Annotated in this window: 16 protein-coding genes and 2 pseudogenes; 12 read left to right on the plus strand and 6 right to left on the minus strand. The window is 68.2% G+C overall.

Annotation, left to right across the window (positions count from 1 at the left end):
* Positions 1-5: 5 nt before the first annotated feature.
* Positions 6-650 (plus strand): triose-phosphate isomerase, encoded by a 645-nt coding sequence (tpiA, locus tag ACYQ07_RS01900; RefSeq protein WP_459876596.1) that lies wholly within the window; start codon positions 6-8, stop codon positions 648-650.
* Positions 651-704: 54 nt separating this feature from the next.
* Positions 705-1,157 carry a cyanase gene (cynS, locus tag ACYQ07_RS01905; protein ID WP_459876599.1) on the plus strand — a complete coding sequence of 151 codons (453 nt, stop codon included), beginning with the start codon at positions 705-707 and terminating at the stop codon, positions 1,155-1,157.
* A gap of 66 nt (positions 1,158-1,223) precedes the next feature.
* Here the strand turns inward: cynS and ACYQ07_RS01910 are convergent, their stop codons facing one another.
* The 4 genes from ACYQ07_RS01910 to ACYQ07_RS01925 form a co-directional block, all read right to left on the minus strand.
* Positions 1,224-3,443 (minus strand): helicase HerA domain-containing protein, encoded by a 2,220-nt coding sequence (locus tag ACYQ07_RS01910; protein WP_459876602.1) that lies wholly within the window; start codon positions 3,441-3,443, stop codon positions 1,224-1,226.
* A 69-nt stretch (positions 3,444-3,512) separates the two neighbouring features.
* Positions 3,513-5,594, minus strand: a complete 2,082-nt coding sequence (locus tag ACYQ07_RS01915; RefSeq protein ID WP_459876605.1) for a type II secretion system F family protein — start codon at positions 5,592-5,594, stop codon at positions 3,513-3,515.
* Entirely contained in the window at positions 5,591-7,210 is a 1,620-nt protein-coding gene (locus ACYQ07_RS01920) for a type II/IV secretion system ATPase subunit (protein ID WP_459876608.1), read from the minus strand. The genes ACYQ07_RS01915 and ACYQ07_RS01920 overlap by 4 nt, the downstream gene beginning before the upstream one ends.
* A 111-nt stretch (positions 7,211-7,321) precedes the next feature.
* A complete protein-coding gene (locus ACYQ07_RS01925; protein WP_459876611.1) occupies positions 7,322-7,873 on the minus strand; it encodes a DUF7549 family protein in 552 nt (183 codons plus the stop codon).
* A gap of 122 nt (positions 7,874-7,995) precedes the next feature.
* On the opposite strand from ACYQ07_RS01925, the gene ACYQ07_RS01930 reads away from it, so the two are divergent.
* The 6 genes and pseudogenes from ACYQ07_RS01930 (at position 7,996) to ilvA (ending at position 13,642) form a co-directional block, all read left to right on the plus strand.
* Positions 7,996-8,457 carry a DUF5793 family protein gene (locus tag ACYQ07_RS01930; RefSeq protein ID WP_459876614.1) on the plus strand — a complete coding sequence of 154 codons (462 nt, stop codon included), beginning with the start codon at positions 7,996-7,998 and terminating at the stop codon, positions 8,455-8,457.
* A 68-nt stretch (positions 8,458-8,525) separates the two neighbouring features.
* Entirely contained in the window at positions 8,526-9,020 is a 495-nt protein-coding gene (locus ACYQ07_RS01935; protein WP_459876616.1) for an Lrp/AsnC family transcriptional regulator, read from the plus strand.
* On the plus strand, positions 9,017-10,156 hold the full coding sequence (locus ACYQ07_RS01940; RefSeq protein WP_459876619.1) for a pyridoxal phosphate-dependent aminotransferase: 1,140 nt from the start codon (positions 9,017-9,019) through the stop codon (positions 10,154-10,156). The genes ACYQ07_RS01935 and ACYQ07_RS01940 overlap by 4 nt, the downstream gene beginning before the upstream one ends.
* A 40-nt stretch (positions 10,157-10,196) precedes the next feature.
* A pseudogene (locus ACYQ07_RS01945) lies at positions 10,197-11,117 on the plus strand (acyl-CoA dehydrogenase family protein); the annotation flags it as partial.
* Positions 11,118-11,141: 24 nt separating this feature from the next.
* Positions 11,142-11,654 (plus strand): DUF7523 family protein, encoded by a 513-nt coding sequence (locus tag ACYQ07_RS01950; protein WP_459876623.1) that lies wholly within the window; start codon positions 11,142-11,144, stop codon positions 11,652-11,654.
* A 668-nt stretch (positions 11,655-12,322) separates the two neighbouring features.
* Positions 12,323-13,642, plus strand: coding sequence for a threonine ammonia-lyase (gene ilvA, locus ACYQ07_RS01955; RefSeq protein ID WP_459876627.1), 1,320 nt, complete (start codon positions 12,323-12,325; stop codon positions 13,640-13,642).
* A gap of 13 nt (positions 13,643-13,655) precedes the next feature.
* Here the strand turns inward: ilvA and ACYQ07_RS01960 are convergent, their stop codons facing one another.
* Positions 13,656-14,399, minus strand: a complete 744-nt coding sequence (locus ACYQ07_RS01960; RefSeq protein WP_459876630.1) for an SOS response-associated peptidase — start codon at positions 14,397-14,399, stop codon at positions 13,656-13,658.
* 102 nt (positions 14,400-14,501) lie between these two features.
* Between ACYQ07_RS01960 and ACYQ07_RS01965 the strand changes: the two genes are divergently transcribed.
* The gene (locus tag ACYQ07_RS01965; protein ID WP_459876633.1) at positions 14,502-15,269 is read left to right on the plus strand and encodes a ribonuclease H-like domain-containing protein; all 768 of its coding nucleotides are present in this window, start codon (positions 14,502-14,504) and stop codon (positions 15,267-15,269) included.
* Between the two features lie 28 nt (positions 15,270-15,297).
* On the opposite strand, the pseudogene ACYQ07_RS01970 reads toward ACYQ07_RS01965, so the two are convergent.
* A pseudogene (locus tag ACYQ07_RS01970) lies at positions 15,298-16,146 on the minus strand (polymer-forming cytoskeletal protein); the annotation flags it as partial.
* Positions 16,147-16,308: 162 nt separating this feature from the next.
* On the opposite strand from ACYQ07_RS01970, the gene ACYQ07_RS01975 reads away from it, so the two are divergent.
* The 3 genes from ACYQ07_RS01975 (at position 16,309) to ACYQ07_RS01985 (ending at position 18,103) form a co-directional block, all read left to right on the plus strand.
* The gene (locus tag ACYQ07_RS01975) at positions 16,309-16,497 is read left to right on the plus strand and encodes a DUF5786 family protein (protein WP_459876635.1); all 189 of its coding nucleotides are present in this window, start codon (positions 16,309-16,311) and stop codon (positions 16,495-16,497) included.
* An 80-nt stretch (positions 16,498-16,577) separates the two neighbouring features.
* Positions 16,578-16,775: a DUF5800 family protein gene (locus tag ACYQ07_RS01980; RefSeq protein ID WP_459876638.1), complete on the plus strand. Its 198-nt coding sequence runs from the start codon at positions 16,578-16,580 to the stop codon at positions 16,773-16,775.
* Positions 16,776-16,915: 140 nt separating this feature from the next.
* Positions 16,916-18,103: a redox-regulated ATPase YchF gene (locus ACYQ07_RS01985; RefSeq protein WP_459876642.1), complete on the plus strand. Its 1,188-nt coding sequence runs from the start codon at positions 16,916-16,918 to the stop codon at positions 18,101-18,103.
* The last annotated feature ends 42 nt before the right edge of the window (positions 18,104-18,145 follow it).

The following is an 18,145-nucleotide window of genomic DNA, read 5'->3' on the forward strand; positions in this document are numbered from 1 at the left end:
CGAGTATGTTCATCCTGGTCAATCTGAAGGCGTATCCGTGTGATCCGATCGAGGTCGCGACCGCCGCGCGCGACGTGAGCGAGGCGTCCGGCGTCCGCATCGCAGTGTCGCCGCAGGCCGCGGACATCTCGCGCGTCGCGGACACCGGCGTCGAGACGTGGGCCCAGCACGTCTCGCCGAACTCCTACGGCTCTCACACCGGCTCCACGCTGGCGGCGGCGGTCGCCGACAACGGCGCCACGGGGACGCTCATCAACCACTCCGAAAAGCGACTGAAGCTCGCTGACATCGACAACGCCCTCCGAGCGGCCGAACACGCGGATCTGGAAACGTGCGTCTGTGCGAACAACCCCACGCAGGTCGGCGCCGCCGCCGCGCTCGACCCCGACGCGGTAGCCGTCGAACCGCCGGAGCTGATCGGCGGCGACGTGAGCGTCGCCACTGCGGACCCCGAAATCGTCGAGGGAGCCGTGGGCGCCGCCGACGCCATCGACCCGCAGGTCGACGTGTACTGTGGTGCGGGCGTTTCCACGGGCTCGGACGTGGCCGCCGCACAGGAGCTCGGCGCGAGCGGCGTCCTGCTCGCGTCCGGCGTTGCGAAGGCCGAGGACCCGGCCGCCGCGCTCGAGGACCTCGTCTCGGAGCTGTAGCGCCCCCTGCCATCGGCCGTCCCTTTTAGGACCGTTCGCTCCGCGCACATCGACATGGTCACTCGCGAGGATGCCACGGAGCGACTGCTCGCCGCCAAACACGACGCCGACGCCACCTTCGCCGAGGTGGCCGACGCCGTCGGCCGCGACGAGGTGTGGACCGCCGCGCTCGTGATGGGCGAGACCAGCGCCGACGCTGCCGAGGCGGACGCCCTAGTCAAGTTCCTCGACCCCGAGGACGCCGACGAGGTGCAGGAAGCAGTCCAGCGCCCGCCCCGAAAAGGCGACGACGACCCGACGGTCCCCTCCGACCCCATGCTCTACCGCCTCCACGAGGTGCCGTACGTCTACGGCGACGCGATCAAAGCGGTGGTTCACGAGGAGTTCGGCGACGGGATCATGTCCGCCATCGACTTCGAGTGCCACGTCGACCGCGTGACGGACCCGGATGGGGACCGCGTCCGAATCACCTACGAGGGGAAGTTTCTGCCGTACAAGAAGTGGTAGTCGCGAACGCCACGGCGTCGTGACGCGGCGCGCCCGCCGGCGGGATGGACGCGCTCGAAGCCGATCTTAAAAGCCCACGTCGTCGATGATCTCGGCGTCGTCGTCCGGGTCGAGCACGGTCGGGTCGTCGACCTCGTCGCCGGGTTCGGAGCCGTCGTCGTCCGACGGTTCCGATTCGACGGATGGTTCGTCCACAACGCCAGTTCCGTCGGACGGCTCGTCGCCGGCGAAGCCCTTCGCCGCATCGCTGAGGCCGCCGCCCGTACTCGACGAGTCGTCCGCATCGTCGTCCTCGCCCGCATCGAGGATGAGGGCGTCGTCGTTCTGGGTGTCGGTGTCGGCCGACGAGTCCTCGTCGTGGTCGTTCGAGTCCTCGTCGGCGACCGATTCGGAGGCCACGTCGGACGAGTCGCCCGAAGCGTTTGCCTCGTCACTTGACGAACCGTCCACGACTACGTCCTCGGCGACCGCGTCCCGGGCCACGTCCGGTGCGACCGACTCGGGGTCGGCGTCGGCGGGATACACCCGTTCGGCCGGCGGCACGAACGTCTCCTCGATCTCGGCGACCATCTCGCGGACGGCCTCGTCGTCGAGCCGGTCGGCATACGCCTCCCGGACGAGTTCGGGGATCGCGTACGCGTAGTGGCCGCGGCCCGCGTGGCGGATCAGCCCCGCTTTGCGGATGGGCCGGTGGCGGCTGTAGGCGTGGCCCGAGTCGCCGTCGCCGCCGGCGTCGATGTGGGCCGCGATCGGCTCGCTCACGCCCTCCCGCCGGTAGTGGCGGAGCATCGCCTGTGAGAGGTCGGGCAGCGCCTCGACGCGCCCCGCCAACTCGTCGATGACCGCCGCGCGCGTGCCGAGCTCCATCGCGTCGTCGAAGCGGAGTGCACCTTCCGCCACGTCGGCGCGCGTGACGGGCTCAACGTCGGCAGCCGGGTCGTCGGCAGACGGGTCGTCGGCGGACGGGTCGTCGACAGACAGGTCGTCGGCAGACAGGTCGTCGGCAGTAGTGGTCTCGTCAGCGTCCTCGGCTCCCGGCTCGTCGTCCGTCTCTTCACCTCGCGCTGTGCTGGTCGCTTCGTTCGACTCGCCGGCGTGCTCGTTCGTGACGTTGCCCTCGGGTTCCTCGTACGCGCCGAGGTCCGACTGGCCGCCGTCAGCGGCGTCAGCGCCGCCGGCGCCCGCCTGCGTCGGCCCCTGAACGTTGCGGCCGCCACCGCCACGGTACGGCGCTTCGGCTTTGCCGAGCAGCGCCTGTGCGAACTGGTCGGCCATGTTCGAGAGGTCCTTCGCCTCCTCCAGTTCGGCCTCCAGCTGGTTGATGCGTGCGCGCTTTTTGTCGAGCTCCTGGCGGAGGTCGGCCATCTCGGATTCGTGGCGCGCCTGCTCGTCGGAGATCGACTGGAGCTCACTCACGAGGTCGCCGGAGACCGACTTCAGCTCGGGGCGCTCGAAGTCCTCCAGCCCGGGCGTCGCGCCGGCGTCGAACGTCTGCTTGCGGTGGAACTGGATCCGGCGGATCGACTCGTCCCAGTCGGTCATCAAAAAGGCCTCCCCGTCGGCCAGCTCCTCGATGGCGTCGGCGTATTTCGAGCCGAGGATCCGCCCGACGACCTTGGTGTCGTTGTCCCAGGTGAGCCGGTGCCAGCAGAGCCAGTCACACTGGGTGATGAAGTCCTTCTTCACGTCGGCGGGGCGCTGGCTGATCCCGACGATCCCCAGTCCGTGTTTCCGGCCGCGTTTCCCCACCTTGATCAGTATCTTGCCCGTCTCGTCCATCCCGCCGCCCTCCGGGATGTACTCGTGACACTCCTCTAAGACGAGCAGGAACGGCTTCTTGAGCTTCTTCTCCTTGGCGAACAGCTGTTTGGTCACCTCCAGGAGGAGCTTCGACGCCTCCGACTCCTCCAGATAGCCGGAGACGTCGAGGATGATCGGCACGTTCTGTTCGAGAGCGAGCGACGCGATCTTCTCGGCGTGCTCGGGCGAGACGACGATGTCGCACTCCTCGTCGGCGCCGGCGTGGAGGATCTCGTACTCCTCCTTGAGGCCGTAGTACTCCCCGTCCGTGTCGACGATGAGGACGGGGAAGTTGTTGTCAAGCAGATTCTCGATGAGAACGGAGGCGGTGTTCGACTTCCCGGACCCGGATTTCCCCGTGACGAACCCCCGCCCCGTGAGGAGCTCGACGACGGGGAGGTCGACCGACGACCCCGGCTCCGACGTGGCGTCGCCGCCGACCCCCTTGCTCACGTCCGCGACGTGGATCGTCTCAGTGTCGCTCATTGGTGTACGCACGGACGCCGGTCGTCAAAGAACTTCGCCCTTCGGAGGACTGCCAGCGGCGCGAGTGCGTCACACCAGGTCCATCACGACGAACGCGACCGACGCCAGCACCAGCAGGATGACGGCGTGTTTCACGCCGTCGCGCACCGACCCCGCCCCGAGCTGTCCGGCGACCAGCCCGGAGCAGACCGCCTGAATGGCGGCGGCGTGGTAGAACAGCTGCTCGTAGGCGAACACGTCGATGTCGCCGAGCCCCTCGGTGATCCCGCCGCCGACACCCCCGCCTATGTCGCCGACGCCGTTGGCGATCTCGGCATCCTCGATGGCCGGGATGAACGAGACCGTAAGCGCGGCGATGATGCCGAGAAACACGAGAAACGAGATGTAGATGACGATGAGGTACGTCATCATCACCTGCCTGCGCTCCCGGCGGAGCTTCCGCGTCGCCCGCGCCTCGTCCGCGGAGATCCGCAACACGGGGCCGATGTCGCCGCTGGCGCGCATCGCGTTGGTGATGAGCGCCACCGAGCGCGACACCAGCGGGGACTCCACCCGGCGCTCCAGCCGACCGAGCGCCGAGGAGACGTCCGCGCCCCACTGGATGTCCCGCCAGGTGCGAACCAGCTCCGGCGTGAGGTCGGCCAGGTCGGAGTCGGTGACGCGCCTGAAACTCTCCACGACGGAGGTGCCCGCCTCGTTGATGCTCGCCAGCCGGTCGAGGAAGTCGGGGACGGTCGCCTCGATGCCGCGCGTGCGACGCTTCTCGATCTCGTAGACGATGGCGTAGGAGGCGAGCACGAACGTGGCCGCCTGCACCGCTGCGCCCTCGACGGCGGCAACCATCCGGGTCGGCTCCGTCACCGGCACGGGGAGCGCCGTGGCGGCGACCCACGCCGCTCCGAGCGGGACGCTGATCACGAACACCGTGCTCGGGCGGCCGAGAATGGTCTCCACCGGGGTGGTCACCCAGCCGAGCACGTCGTCGAACCAGTCGTGTGCCGCCAGTCGCTCCCGGCTGACTCGCCACCGGTCGTCGGCGGTCGTACCGCCGTCCGGGAGCGTGAACTCCGCGTCCGCGTCGGGCACCTCGTCGAGGTCAACGCGCTCGTTCGAGTCGACTCCCTGTGTGACGCTGTCGACGTAGACGATGAACCCGAGCGTCGCCAGCGGGATACCGAGGTAGACGATGACCCGAAGCAGCGGGAGCGTGTCCTCCAACACCAGCCCGATGACGACGAGGATGGTGATGAGAAACAGCGGTCCGGCGACGAGCGCGGTGACGTACGCCTCCGCGAACGTCGAGAGCAGTTCGAGGTACTGCTCCTGTTTGGCCTCCGCCTCCTCCTGATAGCGCTCGTACTGGTCCTCCAAGAACGCCGAGAGCGACTGCCCGGAGCCGAGCACGGATGCGAGGTTCTCGGCGAACTCCGAGAGGTCCTCGCTCGGCGTTCGCTGTGCGGTGCGCTGGAGCGCCGTCAGCGCGTCCGTCCCGAACGTGTTCATGTCGCGGACGGCGACGGAGAGCTCGGCGGCCGCCTCGCCATACACCTCCTGGTTCCGGGCGAGCGTGTTCATCACCTGGGGGAACGCCATTCCGGACCGCGAGAGGGCGTAGATGAACGCCACCGTCCGTGGAAGCGTGGTGTCGATGGCCGACGCCCGCGCGACCGAACGCTGGTTGAGCACTTCCCACCGGGCGTAGTAGGTGGCAAGCCCCAGGCCGGCGCCGACGGTTGCCGAGGAGAACGCGAGCAGAGCGAACAGCTCGGCGAATCCGACCTCCGAGAGCCGTGCCAGATTCGAGAGAAAGTTCAGCTGTGGGGGGAGGATGTTTGCGAGCGCCTCCGTGCTCACCGCCAACAGCGTCAGCACGCCCGCGGCCAGGTAGACGCCGACGATGCTGCCGACCACGCCGAGCACGCCGGCGTACAGCAGCGTTCGTGACGCGTACACTCGATGTGTGCCGCCGGTGTGGGCCGCCCGCATCAGGTCCCGCTGATCCTGCTTTCGCGGGCTCCGGTCCGCGACGTAGTCGCCGAAGAGCGCAAGCGCGACGCGCGAGACGAGCAGGTCGACGCGGCGGCTCACCGCGGGCGCGAGCAGGGCACCGACGAGCACGACGGCGCCGACAAACGGCAGGTACCGGATCATGACCCGGCGGCTTCGTCCTCCAGCCGGTCCATCACGCGGTCGGGATCAGCGTAGTACTCGTTGACGAGTGCAGTGAAGCGTCGGTAGCCGGTGACGCCGAGCTCGGAGAGGATCTCGAGGAACCGCTCGCGTTGTTGCATCTCCGAGAGCAGCGCCGACCGTTTCCAGCCGCGCTCCTCCTGGATCTCCGAGAGCAGCTCCGAGTCGTTCCGCTGGAAGGTGTCGCTCTCGGGGTCCCAGTTGAACGCCGAGGAGTAGTCGAGCTCGCCGGTTCGCTGGTCGATGCCGCCGATCTCGCCGATCACCTTCGCCCGGCGCACGCGCTGGTCGCCGAATCGGGAGAGCGTCTGGATCGAGAGCATGTCCAGCGACTGGACCATCGCACGGGGGACGTTGATCGGCTCGTTCTCCAGCCGGTTGATCACCGTCTCGATGGAGTCGGCGTGCATCGTCGAGAAGGTGGTGTGGCCCGTGTTCATCGCCTGGAACAGGGTGACGGCCTCCTCGCCGCGCACCTCCCCGACCACGATGTACTCGGGGCGGTGGCGGAGCGCCGAGCGCAGCAGGTCGTACATGTCGATGTCGGTGCCCTCGTGGAGCCGCTCGCGGGTGACCGAGGAGAGCCAGTTGTCGTGGTATAAGGAGAGCTCGCGGGTGTCCTCGATGGTGAGCACCTTCGCGCGCGGCGGGATGAACATCGACACCGCGTTCATCGACGTGGTCTTCCCGGACGCGGTCCCGCCGGCGAAGATGAGGCTCTTGTTGTGCTCGATACAGAGCCAGAAGTACGCCATCTGCTCGATGGAGAAGGTGCCGTAGTCGATCAGGTCGATGGGGGTGAACGGCTCGTCGGCGTACTGGCGGATGGTGAACGCGGACCCCCGCGGGGTGACCTCCTCGCCGAGCGCGAGCTCGGCGCGCGACCCGTCCGGCAGGGTGGTCTCGACGATGGGGTCGCCGACGGAGATGTGGCGGCCGGACTGCTGGGCCAGCCGGATGACGTAGTTGTCGAGCTCCTCCTGTTTGAACGAGACGTTGGTCTCGATGTCGGTGTACTCGTCGTGGTAGACGAAGATGGGGAGCTCGTAGCCGTCACACGAGACGTCCTCGATATGCCGGTCGTGAAGCAGGGGGTCGATCTTTCCGAACCCGCGGAAGTCGCGGTAGAGGTAGTAGAGCAGGGTGTGAAACGTGTCCATCCCGGCTTCGACGCCATACTGCTCCAAGAGGTTCTCAAGCTCGTCCCGGAGCGTCTCCTCGTCGGCGTGGCCGACGCCATCGCGGTAGAGCAACGGGTCGCGGATGTCGTTGACGATCCGGCGGAGCAGCGTCCGCTCGAAGTCGTCCAGGTCGGGCTCGACGGCGTAGTACTGGTGTTCGCTTGCCGCATCGTCGTAGGTGACGACGACGTACGCGTACGGGGCGTTCACCCAGTAGCGGTCCACCTCGCGCTCGCCGTCGGGCACGACGAACGACGAGAGGGCACCGTCCACTCCCGGGCGAAACGGCCGCACCTCGATGTCCGACCCCTGTAGCATCTCCCAGGTGCGCTTGAGGCGACGCCGAAGCTGGTCGACCCGACTCTCGGCGCCCGACTCCAATACGTCACCCGACATCCTCGAACTATCTTCGTTAAGGGGTCGTCGTCACTTAAAACCGCTTCCGTCGGGCGAGTTTCGCTATCAGACCCCACATCACCGAGGCGACCGTTATCAAGGTCGTGGGCGTTACTCGCTGGTCTCGCCGTTCTCGACGCTCTCGCCCGTCTCCTCGCCGACGCGCTCGGCGCCGAGGAGCACGCCGCCGAGCACGAGCAGGACCACGGTGCCGATCGGGATCGGGATTCCGGGGATGCCGCGCGTGACGACGAGGTAGGTGGCGACGAGGAAGGCGATGCCGGCGCCGACGAGCAACACGCCCATCGTCGTTACCGGGTCGACGGGGCCGTTCTCGACGCGCTCCTCGCGGAGGTAGTAGGCGACCGAGAGGAGGACGGCGGCGCCGACCAGCGCCGCGCCCGCGACCCACGCGAAGTAGGCGACCGCCACATCCTGTCCGAGCTGTTGGGAGACGGCCCGGTGGATCGAGAGGAGCTCGAAGCTCCGTCCACCGACCTCGACCCCCCGGAAGTAGACGAACTCGGCAAAGACGAACCTGACGTAGAGGAGTCCGCCCAGCCCTTCGCCGGTGGTGTACGTGACGTTCCAGGGGAGCAGCGCCGCCAGCCACGCCGAGACGACGGCGAGCTCGCCGGCGTACTCGGAGCGAACCCAGACCATACGCCATCCTCGGCGGGTGGGCTTAAAAGGACGGCGAGCGCCGGGGCGCGTCGCACCGTGCGTTAGGCGCCACCACCGTGCGTTACGTTCATACGCCCCCGCACCGAACTGTTAGCTAGCCAATGCGGCGCGACTACTTCGACCTGACCGTCGAGGGCGTCGGAGACGACGCCGACGAGCCGGCAAAGCCGCTGGTCCGGATCGACTTTCACGGGCCCGCGGGACTGCTCCGAGAGCGGTTGACGGGAGCCGACGGCGAGCTTCTCACGGACGAGGAGACCGACGTGGCGTTCCGGCTCCGGGAGCCGTTATCCGACGACGCCGCCGGCGTCGTCGGCGTCACCAACCGCGTCACCGGCGACTTCGTCCTGGAGCTGAACGAGACCGCCGACGACGTGTTACCCTTCATCCGCGCCGTCCGCGAGTACGGCGACGCCACCGACACGGACGCCCGGTACCGCGTCGAGATCGACGTGGACGGCGAGCGGCTCGTCAGCTACGAGAAGTCGACGTTTCTCGTGTACGACCACGAGGGGAACCTGCTGCGCGGCGAGAGTCTGATCCCCTCCGGCGTCGAGCTGTGAGTGTCGGCGCCGGCGAACGCCGTTGCGCGGGTCGTCATCTTGAAACCCTCCGCCCGTGACGGACGAGTATGGACGCCGAGCGCGAGGTACTCGACGTGTTGGCGCGCAACGCCCGCGAAGATGTGACGGATATCGCCGCCCAGACCGGCCTGGACGAAGCGGCAGTCGAGGAGGCGATCGCCGCGCTCGAACGCGACGGGGTGGTTCACGGCTATCAGGCGGTCGTCGACTGGGACGCCGTCGCGGACGATGAGGGGAAGATCCGCGCCATCGCCGAGATCAACGTCGAGCTCGACCGCGAGACGGGGTACGAGCAGGTGGCCGACCGGATCGCGAAGTTCCCGGCGGTGGACGCGCTCCATCTGGTCTCGGGCGACTACGACTTCGCCGTCGAGGTGCTCGGCGACTCGATGCACGACGTCTCCGCGTTCATCTCCGAGCAGGTCGCGCCCATGCCGGAGGTGACCCAGACGGTCACCCACTACATCATGGAGACGTACAAGGACGGCGGGATCCGCTTCGAGGACGACGGCGACGACGACCGGCTCTCCGTCTCTCCATGAAGCTCTCGGACCGTGCCCGCGAGCTCCCCGAGTCGGGGATCCGCAAGTTCTTCGAGCTGGCGGAGGCGCGCGACGACGTGATCTCGCTGGGGGTCGGCGAGCCGGACTTCTCGGCACCGTGGGCCGCGCGCACGGCCGCCATCGACTCGCTTGAGCGCGGGAAGACCTCCTACACGTCGAACCGCGGGATGGCAGAGCTTCGTGAGGCGATCGCCACCCACCACCACCGCTACGACCAGGAGTACGATCCCGAACGCGAGGTGCTCGTCACGACGGGGGCCAGCGAGGCGGTCGACCTCGCGCTCCGCGCGCTCGTGGACCCCGGCGACACCGTCGCCGTCCACGAGCCGACGTACATCTCCTACGGTCCCGGCATCGACCTCGCCGGCGGCGAGCAGCTTGCGGTTCCCACCCGGCCCGCCGACGACTTCGCGCTCACCCGCGAGCGACTCGAAGCCGCCGGCGCCGCGGACGCTGACCTTCTGGTTCTCTGTTATCCCAACAACCCCACGGGCGCGACGATGAGCGAGGAGCAACTGGCCGAGGTGGCCGCCTTCTGCCGGGAAAACGACCTCCGAGTGGTTGCCGACGAGATCTACGCCGCGCTCACTTACGGCGAGGACCACGCGTCGATCGCCACCCAGCCCGGGATGCGGTCCCGGACGGTCGTCATCAACGGCTTCTCGAAGGCGTACGCGATGACGGGGCTCCGACTCGGCTACGCGCTCGGTCCCGAGAAGGCAATCAACGCGATGAACCGCATCCACCAGTACACGATGCTGTCGGCGCCCACGACGGCCCAACACGCCGCGCTTGAGGCGCTGCAGTCGTGTGACGACGAGGTCGATGCGATGGTCGAGGAGTACAACCGCCGGCGGCAGCTCGTCGTCTCCCGGTTCAACGAGATGGGCCTCGACACGTTCGAGCCCCGCGGGGCGTTCTACGCGTTCCCCAACTGCGGCGGCGACGACGAGGCGTTCGCGGAGGAACTGCTGGAAGAACAGGGCGTCGCCGTCGTCCCGGGATCCGTCTTCGGCGCCGGCGGAGAGGGCCATCTCCGCGTCTCCTATGCCACCTCGATGCGAGAGTTGAAGGAGGCGACCGACCGGATCGCCGCGTTCGTCGCGGACCGGTAGCGGGAAACTTCCAACGCCTCAGCCGTTTCTTGCTGTCCCCGCCGACCCCGGCATCGGGCTCTGCATCTCCAGCGCCGGCTTCAGTGCGGAGGCGATCATGGAGTTCGGCACGGAAGACCAGAAGGAGCGGATCCTCCCCGACGTCACCGCCGGCGACGCCGTAATGGGGTCGGCCATCTCGGAGCCGCAGGCGGGCTCGGACGTGACCTCGGTGGCGACACGCGCGACCAAAGACGGCGACGAGTGGGTGATCAACGGCTCGAAGATGTGGATCACCAACGGGACGGTCGCCGACTACTTCGTGGTCGTCTGTGAGACGGACCCGGAGGTAGACGACCGGTATTCCGGCTACTCGCAGATCCTCGTCGAGGCCGACCGAGACGGCCTCACTCGGTAGAAGATCACCGGCAAGCTCGGCATCCGCGCGAGGGAAACCGTCGAGCTGGTGTTCGACGACGTGCGCGTCCCCGAGGAGAACCTCATCGGCCAGCGAGGGATGGGCTTTCTCCAGTTGATGCAGTTCTTCGACGAGACGCGCACGGCGGTCGCCGCCCAGGGCGTCGGGATCGCGCGCGGCGCCGCCGAGCGCGCGCTGGAGTACGCCGAGGAGCGCGAGCAGTTCGGCCGGCCCATCTCGGATTTCCAGGCGATCAAACACAAACTGGCGGAGATGCACACCAACGTCGAGGCCGCCCGGTGGCTCACCTACCGGTCGGCGTGGGCGGTCGACAACGAGGCCGGCGATCTCACCGCGCTCGCGTCGATGGCCAAGGAGTTCGCCTCCCGTGTCGCCGTCGAGAACGCCGACGAGGCCGTGCAGGTCCACGGCGGCGCCGGGTTCGTCAACGACCACGACGTGGAACGACTCTACCGTGACGCGAAGATCACCCAGATCTACGAGGGGACGACGGAGATACAAAAGAACATCATCGCCCGCGAGCTGCTTGACGAAGGGTTCTAATCCGGCCGCCCCGCACGCCCGAGCATGTCACTCGCAGCCGACACCCGCGAGGCGGTCCGCGAGCGCCTGTTCCTGCTCGATGCGATCCGGGCCGGCCTCGTCAACTACAGCGCCGCCGCCGCGTGGCTGGTCGACGACGCCGGCCTGTCCGGCGATCCCGAGGCGGTCGCCACCGCGCTCCGACGTTTTGCGGACGACCTCGATGATTGGGCCGTGAAATCCCGCCAGGCCAGCGTCTCGATGCGGAGCGGGGTCGGGGTCGTCGAGGACCCAGAGGTGGAAGATGGCGACGACCCACTTCTTCTTGTTGGCGGGGCCGCCGTCGTTCCGGACGGTCGGGAGACCGCCATTCTCGCGACGGGTGCGGTCAACGCCCGCGCGCTCGCCGCAGTGATCCGGCGGCTCACGACGGCTGACGTGTCGGTGGCGGCCGCCGGCGTGGCCGGCGAGTCGCTGGTCGTCGTCGTCCCTCGTCGGGAGGGAGCGACCGCCGTGCGAGAGGTGGAGGCCGCACTGGAGCGCGTGCCGGAGACCTAGGCTGCAGACGAAACTCGACAGTCGCCGCCCCGGCTCTGTTGAAATCCTCTTCTTCAAATACAAAATAGCGTGAAATAGCAGGTCGATGAGACTTGCTTGTTGATCGAGATCGGGAGTAGGTGGATCATGAGGTCGGGTGTGGCGTTTATAAGTGGTGCGTGGGTGGGGGTGTTAGTGGTTTATAAGTGGTTGATGCAGTGAGCACGACGGCCGACACCTCCAAAGCCCCAGCCGGCTCCGGTCGAGGGGCTCGCTGCGCTCCTCGCTCTCAGCACCGCCCGCTGCGGTGCTTGTGTCGCCCATCTTCCCGGAGCCGGCTGCCCCTTTGAGTCCCACCCCGCACAGCACCGCACAGCAGCCTCAGCCCTCCCCAGCCTCGGTCGAGGGCGGCCGCGGGACCGCTCCGCGGCCCCCCTCGACCTCCCTCGCGCGCGTTTCTCGCGCGCGCCGACCGCAACCTGGTTTATAAGATAGCAGCGAAACCGCTCACGACCATTTATAATCGATTCCCGATGCCGTCAGCTGCAATACCCACTCCCGGCATCGATCAACAAGTGCTCTGTACTAACCCGACTCCGGCCAGAATTTGTCTCCTGCTGAGGGTTTCAACAGAGCCCGCCGCCCCCAAACCCCGACCCTTATGAACGATCACGGAGAACCGGCCGAGCATGCCTGCCGTCACTATTGCCGATATCGAAGCCGCCGCCGAGCGGGCGGCGGACGCCGCCATCGTCCAGCGGACGCCCGTCGAGCGAAGTCGGTCGCTCTCGGAGCGCTGCGGCGCGGAGGTGATGCTGAAGATGGAGCACCTCCAGCGGACGGGGTCGTTCAAAACGCGCGGCGCGCACAACGCCGTCGCACGGATCGTCGAGGCGCGCGAGGACCCCGACCACGACGGACCGCCCGTCGAGCGCGTCGTCGCCGCGAGCGCCGGCAACCATGCGCAGGGCGTCGCGCTCGCCGCCTCCAACGCCGGCATTGCCTCGACGATCGTGATGCCCGAGTCCGCCCCGCAGGCGAAGATCGAGGCGACGCGCAACTACGGCGCTGACGTAGTCCTGCACGGCAACACCTTCCCGGAGGCGATGGCACACGCCCGGACGCTCGCGGACGACCCGACCACGCGCTTCATCCACGCCTTCGACGACCCGGACATCGTCGCCGGACAGGGAACGCTCGGGCTGGAACTCGTGGAGCAGGTTCCGGACCTCGACACCGTCATCGTCCCCGTCGGCGGCGGTGGGCTGATCGGCGGCGTCGCGACGGCGATCAAGGCTCGGCGTCCCGACGTGCGCATCGTGGGCGTGCAAACGGAGGGCGCCTCGACCATCGCTGACAGTCTCGCGAAGGGGGAGCCGGTGACGCTCGACGACCTCGACACCATCGCCGACGGGATCGCGACCGGCGGCGTGAGCGAGCTTACGTTCGGGCTGATCGAGGAACACGTCGACGAAGTGGCAGTCGTCTCCGACGACGACGTGGCCGCCGCGATCCTCCTCATTTTAGAGCGCGCAAAGCAGATGGTGGAGGGCGCCGGCGCCGTGGGCGCCGCCGCGCTCCTGAACGACGACGTGGTTGCGGAACTCGACATCGAAGGGGAGACCGTCGTTCCCCTGCTGTGTGGCGGCAACATCGACATCACGTCGCTCCAGGAGGTGTTGACCCACGCGCTCGTCGACCGCCACCAGCTGGTCGAGCTCGCCGTCCGGATCGACGACAAACCCGGGAAGATGGGCGAGATCTCGACGATCATCGGCGGCCAGCGCGCCAACATCCGCACGGTCCGCCACGAGCGGAGCCGGCCGGACCTCCCGGTGGGCGACGCCGACCTCGTCTTCGAGGTGGAGACCAACGGCCCGACGCACATGAACCGCGTCACCGACGCGCTCCGTGACGCCGGCTACGAGGTCGAGTGTACGACGGGGATCACTGGGTCCGGCGGAAACGGCGGGAACGGCGGGGGCGGCGAAAACGGCACACCTCGCTGAGCTCCGGGCTCTTTTAACTCGACTCCGCGCGCTCGACGAGCGAAGCGTCGTCGTGCGCCGGCGAGTTGACACGCGACGACACCGGGTACGCTTCCATCGCGGCGTCCGGATACGGGTCACAGAGCGCGACGGCCTCCTCGGGGTCGCCGTGGAGCCACGTCTCCTCCTCGTCGGGGTCGAGGATCACGGCCATTCGATGGTGGAGGTCCGCGATCAGGTCGTTTGGGTCGGACGTGAGGACCGTGAACGTTTCGACGACGCCGTCGTCGCCGGAACCGGCCCCGGAATCGCCGCCGCCCTCCGCCGCCCCGCCGCCGAACGCCCCGAGCCCCGTCTGCGTCGTTTCCGATTCGGGGGGTTCCCACCGTTCGTAGAGGCCGGCCATCGCGAACGGGCGGTCATCCTCGAAGGCGACCCGATAGGGGGTCTTGCCACCACTTCCGCCGGAACCGTCCTCCACCCACTCATAAAACCCGTCCGCGGGCACCAGACAGCGCCGGCGCTCGAACGCGTCCGCGAAGCTCCGCTTCTCGCGGACGGTCTCCGCGCGGGCGTTGATGAGGCCGAACTCCTCGTCGGCCCAACTCGGCGTCAGTCCCCACTCCATGCGGGTTGCGGCCGTCGGCTCCTCGCCAGGGATGACGGGGAGGTCCTGACCGGGCGCACAGTTGTAGCTGGGCTCGACGCCGGCGAAATTGGCGTCGAACCGCTCGGCAAGCTCGGCGCCGGGCGTAAAGAGGGTGTAGCGGCCGCACATCGTTGGTCGGTGTTGGCGTCGGGCGCACTTAAGCAGGGCGTGGATGGACGCGCCGCCCCCAACCCCGCTGGGTTTTTGCCTGCGCGTCGCCGGAGTCAGCGTATGCGCATCGAGAACAGCTTCATCCCCGTGGAGGGGGTGGGCGAGACGACGGAACGCCGCCTGTGGGAGCGCGGCGCCACGTCGTGGGACGAGTTCGACGCCGGGCTCGACGTGCGGGGCGTGGGGACGACGACCGCCGACCGCATCGAGACGTTCATCGCGGAGGCGGCAGAGCACCTCGACGACGGCGACTCGGCCTACTTCGACCGGACGTTCCCCAGCAACGAGCGCTGGCGCCTGTACGAGAACTTCCGCGAGGAGACCTGCTTTTTCGACATCGAGACGACCGGGCTGGACGAGCACCGCGACCAAGTGACCACGGTGAGCTTCCACCAGGGCGGGGAGACGACGACGCTCGTCGCCGGCGAGGACCTTACCGCGGAGGCGCTCCGCGAGCAGTTCCGCGACGCCAGCCTGCTGGCGACGTTCAACGGCGCGCGCTTCGACGTGCCGTTCCTGGAGACCTCCTTCGACGTGGACGTGACGACGCCGCATCTCGACTTGATGTACCCCTGCAAGCGACTCGGGCTCTCCGGCGGGCTGAAGCCGATCGAGAAACAGCTCGGCATCGAGCGCGACCGCCCCGACATCTCCGGACGCGACGCCGTCCGCCTGTGGCACGAGTACGAGCGCGGCGACGAGTCATCGCTGGAGACGCTCGTCTCGTACAACCGTGAGGACACGGTGAACCTGCAGGCGCTCGCGGACACGGTGGCCGGGAGCCTCCACGACGACGTGTTCGAGCCGGCGGTCGGCGGCCAGCGGTAAGCCCCGGAAAACCCTCTCCTTACTCCGCTTCGCTGTCGTCGGCCGACCGGACCAGCTTCATCTCGCCCCGAGCGCGGAGCGTGCCGTCGATCTCCGCGCCCTCGTGGACGACGAGGTCGCCGGCGGAGACGTTGCCGAGAATGCGCGCGCCGGCCTCGACGGTGACGGTGCCGCCGCGGGTCGTCACGTCGCCGTGGATCTTCGTGCCGGCGCCGACGGTGATCTCCTCGCGAGCGCGCAGCGAGCCGAACACGTTGTTGTTCTCGCCGACGACGACCGACTCCGCGCGGACGTTGCCGTGGATGCGACAGTCGTCACCGATCGTTGCGGGGGTGGAGACGCGCCACGCGTCGTCGGAGACGTCGGCGCCGCGCGGGATCAGCAGTGGGTCGCGCACGTCCTCGCCGTCCGCGAGGGCGGTCGCCAGCTCGTCCGCGGCGTCGGTCTCGCCGGCGCGGAGCAGCTGTGAGAGGATGATGAAGTAGAAGACGATGGTGGGGACGGGATTGCGGATCACGATCCAGCCGTTCGCCTCGAACCCCTCCTCGATCGTCACGTCGTCGCCGATGTCGAGGTCGCCGGACACCATCAGCCGGCCGTTGACGGTGACGCGCTCGCCGAGGTAGGCGTCCTCGCCGACGAGCACGTTGCCGTCGACGGTACACCAGGTATCGAGCCGGCAGTCGCCGTCCGCCTCGATGTCGTCGTCGACGGTGACGCGCTCGCCGAGCGCGACGTTGCGGCCGCGGATCCCGAACTCCACGTCGGACTGCCCGCCGACGAGCACGTCCCCGTCCGTGACGAGATCGTGCTCCTCGACGGTCGTTCCCGACGGAACCGAGAGCTCGTCGATCGGACCGCCACCGCTCAATGACACACTCACGAACACTCGCCGGGCGCCTATAAACCGTGCGGGGACGCATGACGGGCGTCACACGCCGGGGGAGAGAGGTACTCGAATTCACCGGAGTCCATGTGCCGGACTCCCGTAGCGCCGTTCGGCCACGACCCTTTTGAGTGCGGGCCGGAAACCTCATGTATGGGCTTCGGATCGTACGACGAGAGCGAGCAGAAGGACCAGGACGTGGACACCGACGACGACGCCGCCGTCAACGTCCACGAGAACGACCACGATGGCGACGTTTCCTTCGAGACGGAGATGTCCACCGACGACCTCGTCGGCCAGCTGCAGGAGATGAAAGACGACGAGGACGGGGACGAGGAGTAGGCCGCGGGTCCTCGCCGGCGCGGCTCCCGCTCCCGCGCCGTGCCACGCCCCTTTTAAGCAGTCACCGTCTATCCGGAGCCATGAGCACGGAACTCGACTTTCAGGAGGACGGCGTCGACGTGGTGTACCAGGGCACCGAGTTCTCCCTGGAGAAGGACCTGATCGAGGAGGCGACCGGCAAGGGGTACCGCGACGTGACCGACCACGAGGTGCTCCAGATCGTCGCGGAAGAGCCCGATCTGTCGGGCGAGCCGGTGCGGATCGGCGACGTGCTGTAGCGGCTGCGGAAGCCCTTTAAACGGAGCCGGCATCCGCCGGCGACCGCCGTCCATGCGCACCGACCACCGGCTCCGCACGACAACCGCCGCCGATGGCCCCGGACCGAAAGCGGCTTTTCCCGACGCTCTGAGGTGACGGTATGATCACGGTCGCGCTGGCGGGCAAGCCCAACGCCGGCAAGTCCACCTTTTATACTGCGTCGACGATGGCCGAAGTCGACGTGGCGAACTACCCGTTCACGACGATCGACGCCAACCGCGGCGTCACCCACGTCCGGACGGAGTGCCCCTGTCTCGCGCGCGACGAGCGCTGCGGCAACGAGAACTGCCACGACGGGAAGCGCTACGTCCCGATCGAACTGCTCGACGTGGCCGGTCTCGTCCCCGGCGCTCACGAGGGGAAGGGGCTCGGCAACCAGTTCCTCGACGAGTTGACGAACGCCGACGCCATCCTCAACGTCGTCGACGCCTCCGGCGGGACGAACGCCGAGGGCGAGCCCGTCGAGGTGGGGAGCCACGACCCCGTCGAGGACGTGAACTTCATCGAGGAGGAGATGGACCTCTGGCTGGCGGGCATCGTCGCGGACAACTTCGAGGCCGTCGAGCGCAAGTCCCGATCGCCCGACTTCGACCTCGACGAGGCGCTCGCCGACATGCTCACCGGGTTCGGCGCGACGGAGGCCGACGTGGCCGCCGTGCTCCGCGGGCTGGACTACCCCGAGGACCCCAAACGGTGGACCGACGAGCATCGCGAGGCCCTCGCGCGTGACCTTCGAGCACACACCCTCCCGCTCGTGGTCGTCGCGAACAAAGCCGACATCGCGCCCGACGAGAACCTCGCGCGGCTCCGCGAGGAGACGGACAAACCCGTCATTCCGGCCACCGCCGACGGCGAGCTCGCGCTCCGGCGCGCCGCGGAGGCCGGCGTCGTCGACTACGACCCCGGCGACGAGGCGTTCGCGATCCTCGGCAACCTCTCCGACCAGCAGGAGGCCGGGTTGGAGTCGATCCGCGACGTGATGGACGAGTTCGGTGGAACCGGCGTCCAGAGCGCGCTGAACCACGCCGTCTACGACCTGCTCGACCGGATCACGGTGTATCCCGTGCAGGACGCCTCGAAGTGGACCGACGGCACGGGGAACGTGCTTCCCGACGCCTTTCTGCTCCCCGCGGGCGCGACGCCGCCGGATCTCGCGTACGCCGTCCACACGGACATCGGCGAGGGGTACGTCCACGCGGTCGACGCGCGCTCCAGCCGCCGGATCGGCGAGAGCCACGAGTTGAGCGAAGGTGACGTGATCAAGATCGTCTCCACGGCCGGGCCCTGACTCCGGGACTGTCTCGATTTCGAAACCGAGTTTCACGCTCTC

Source organism: Halorubrum gandharaense, assembly GCF_054654575.1.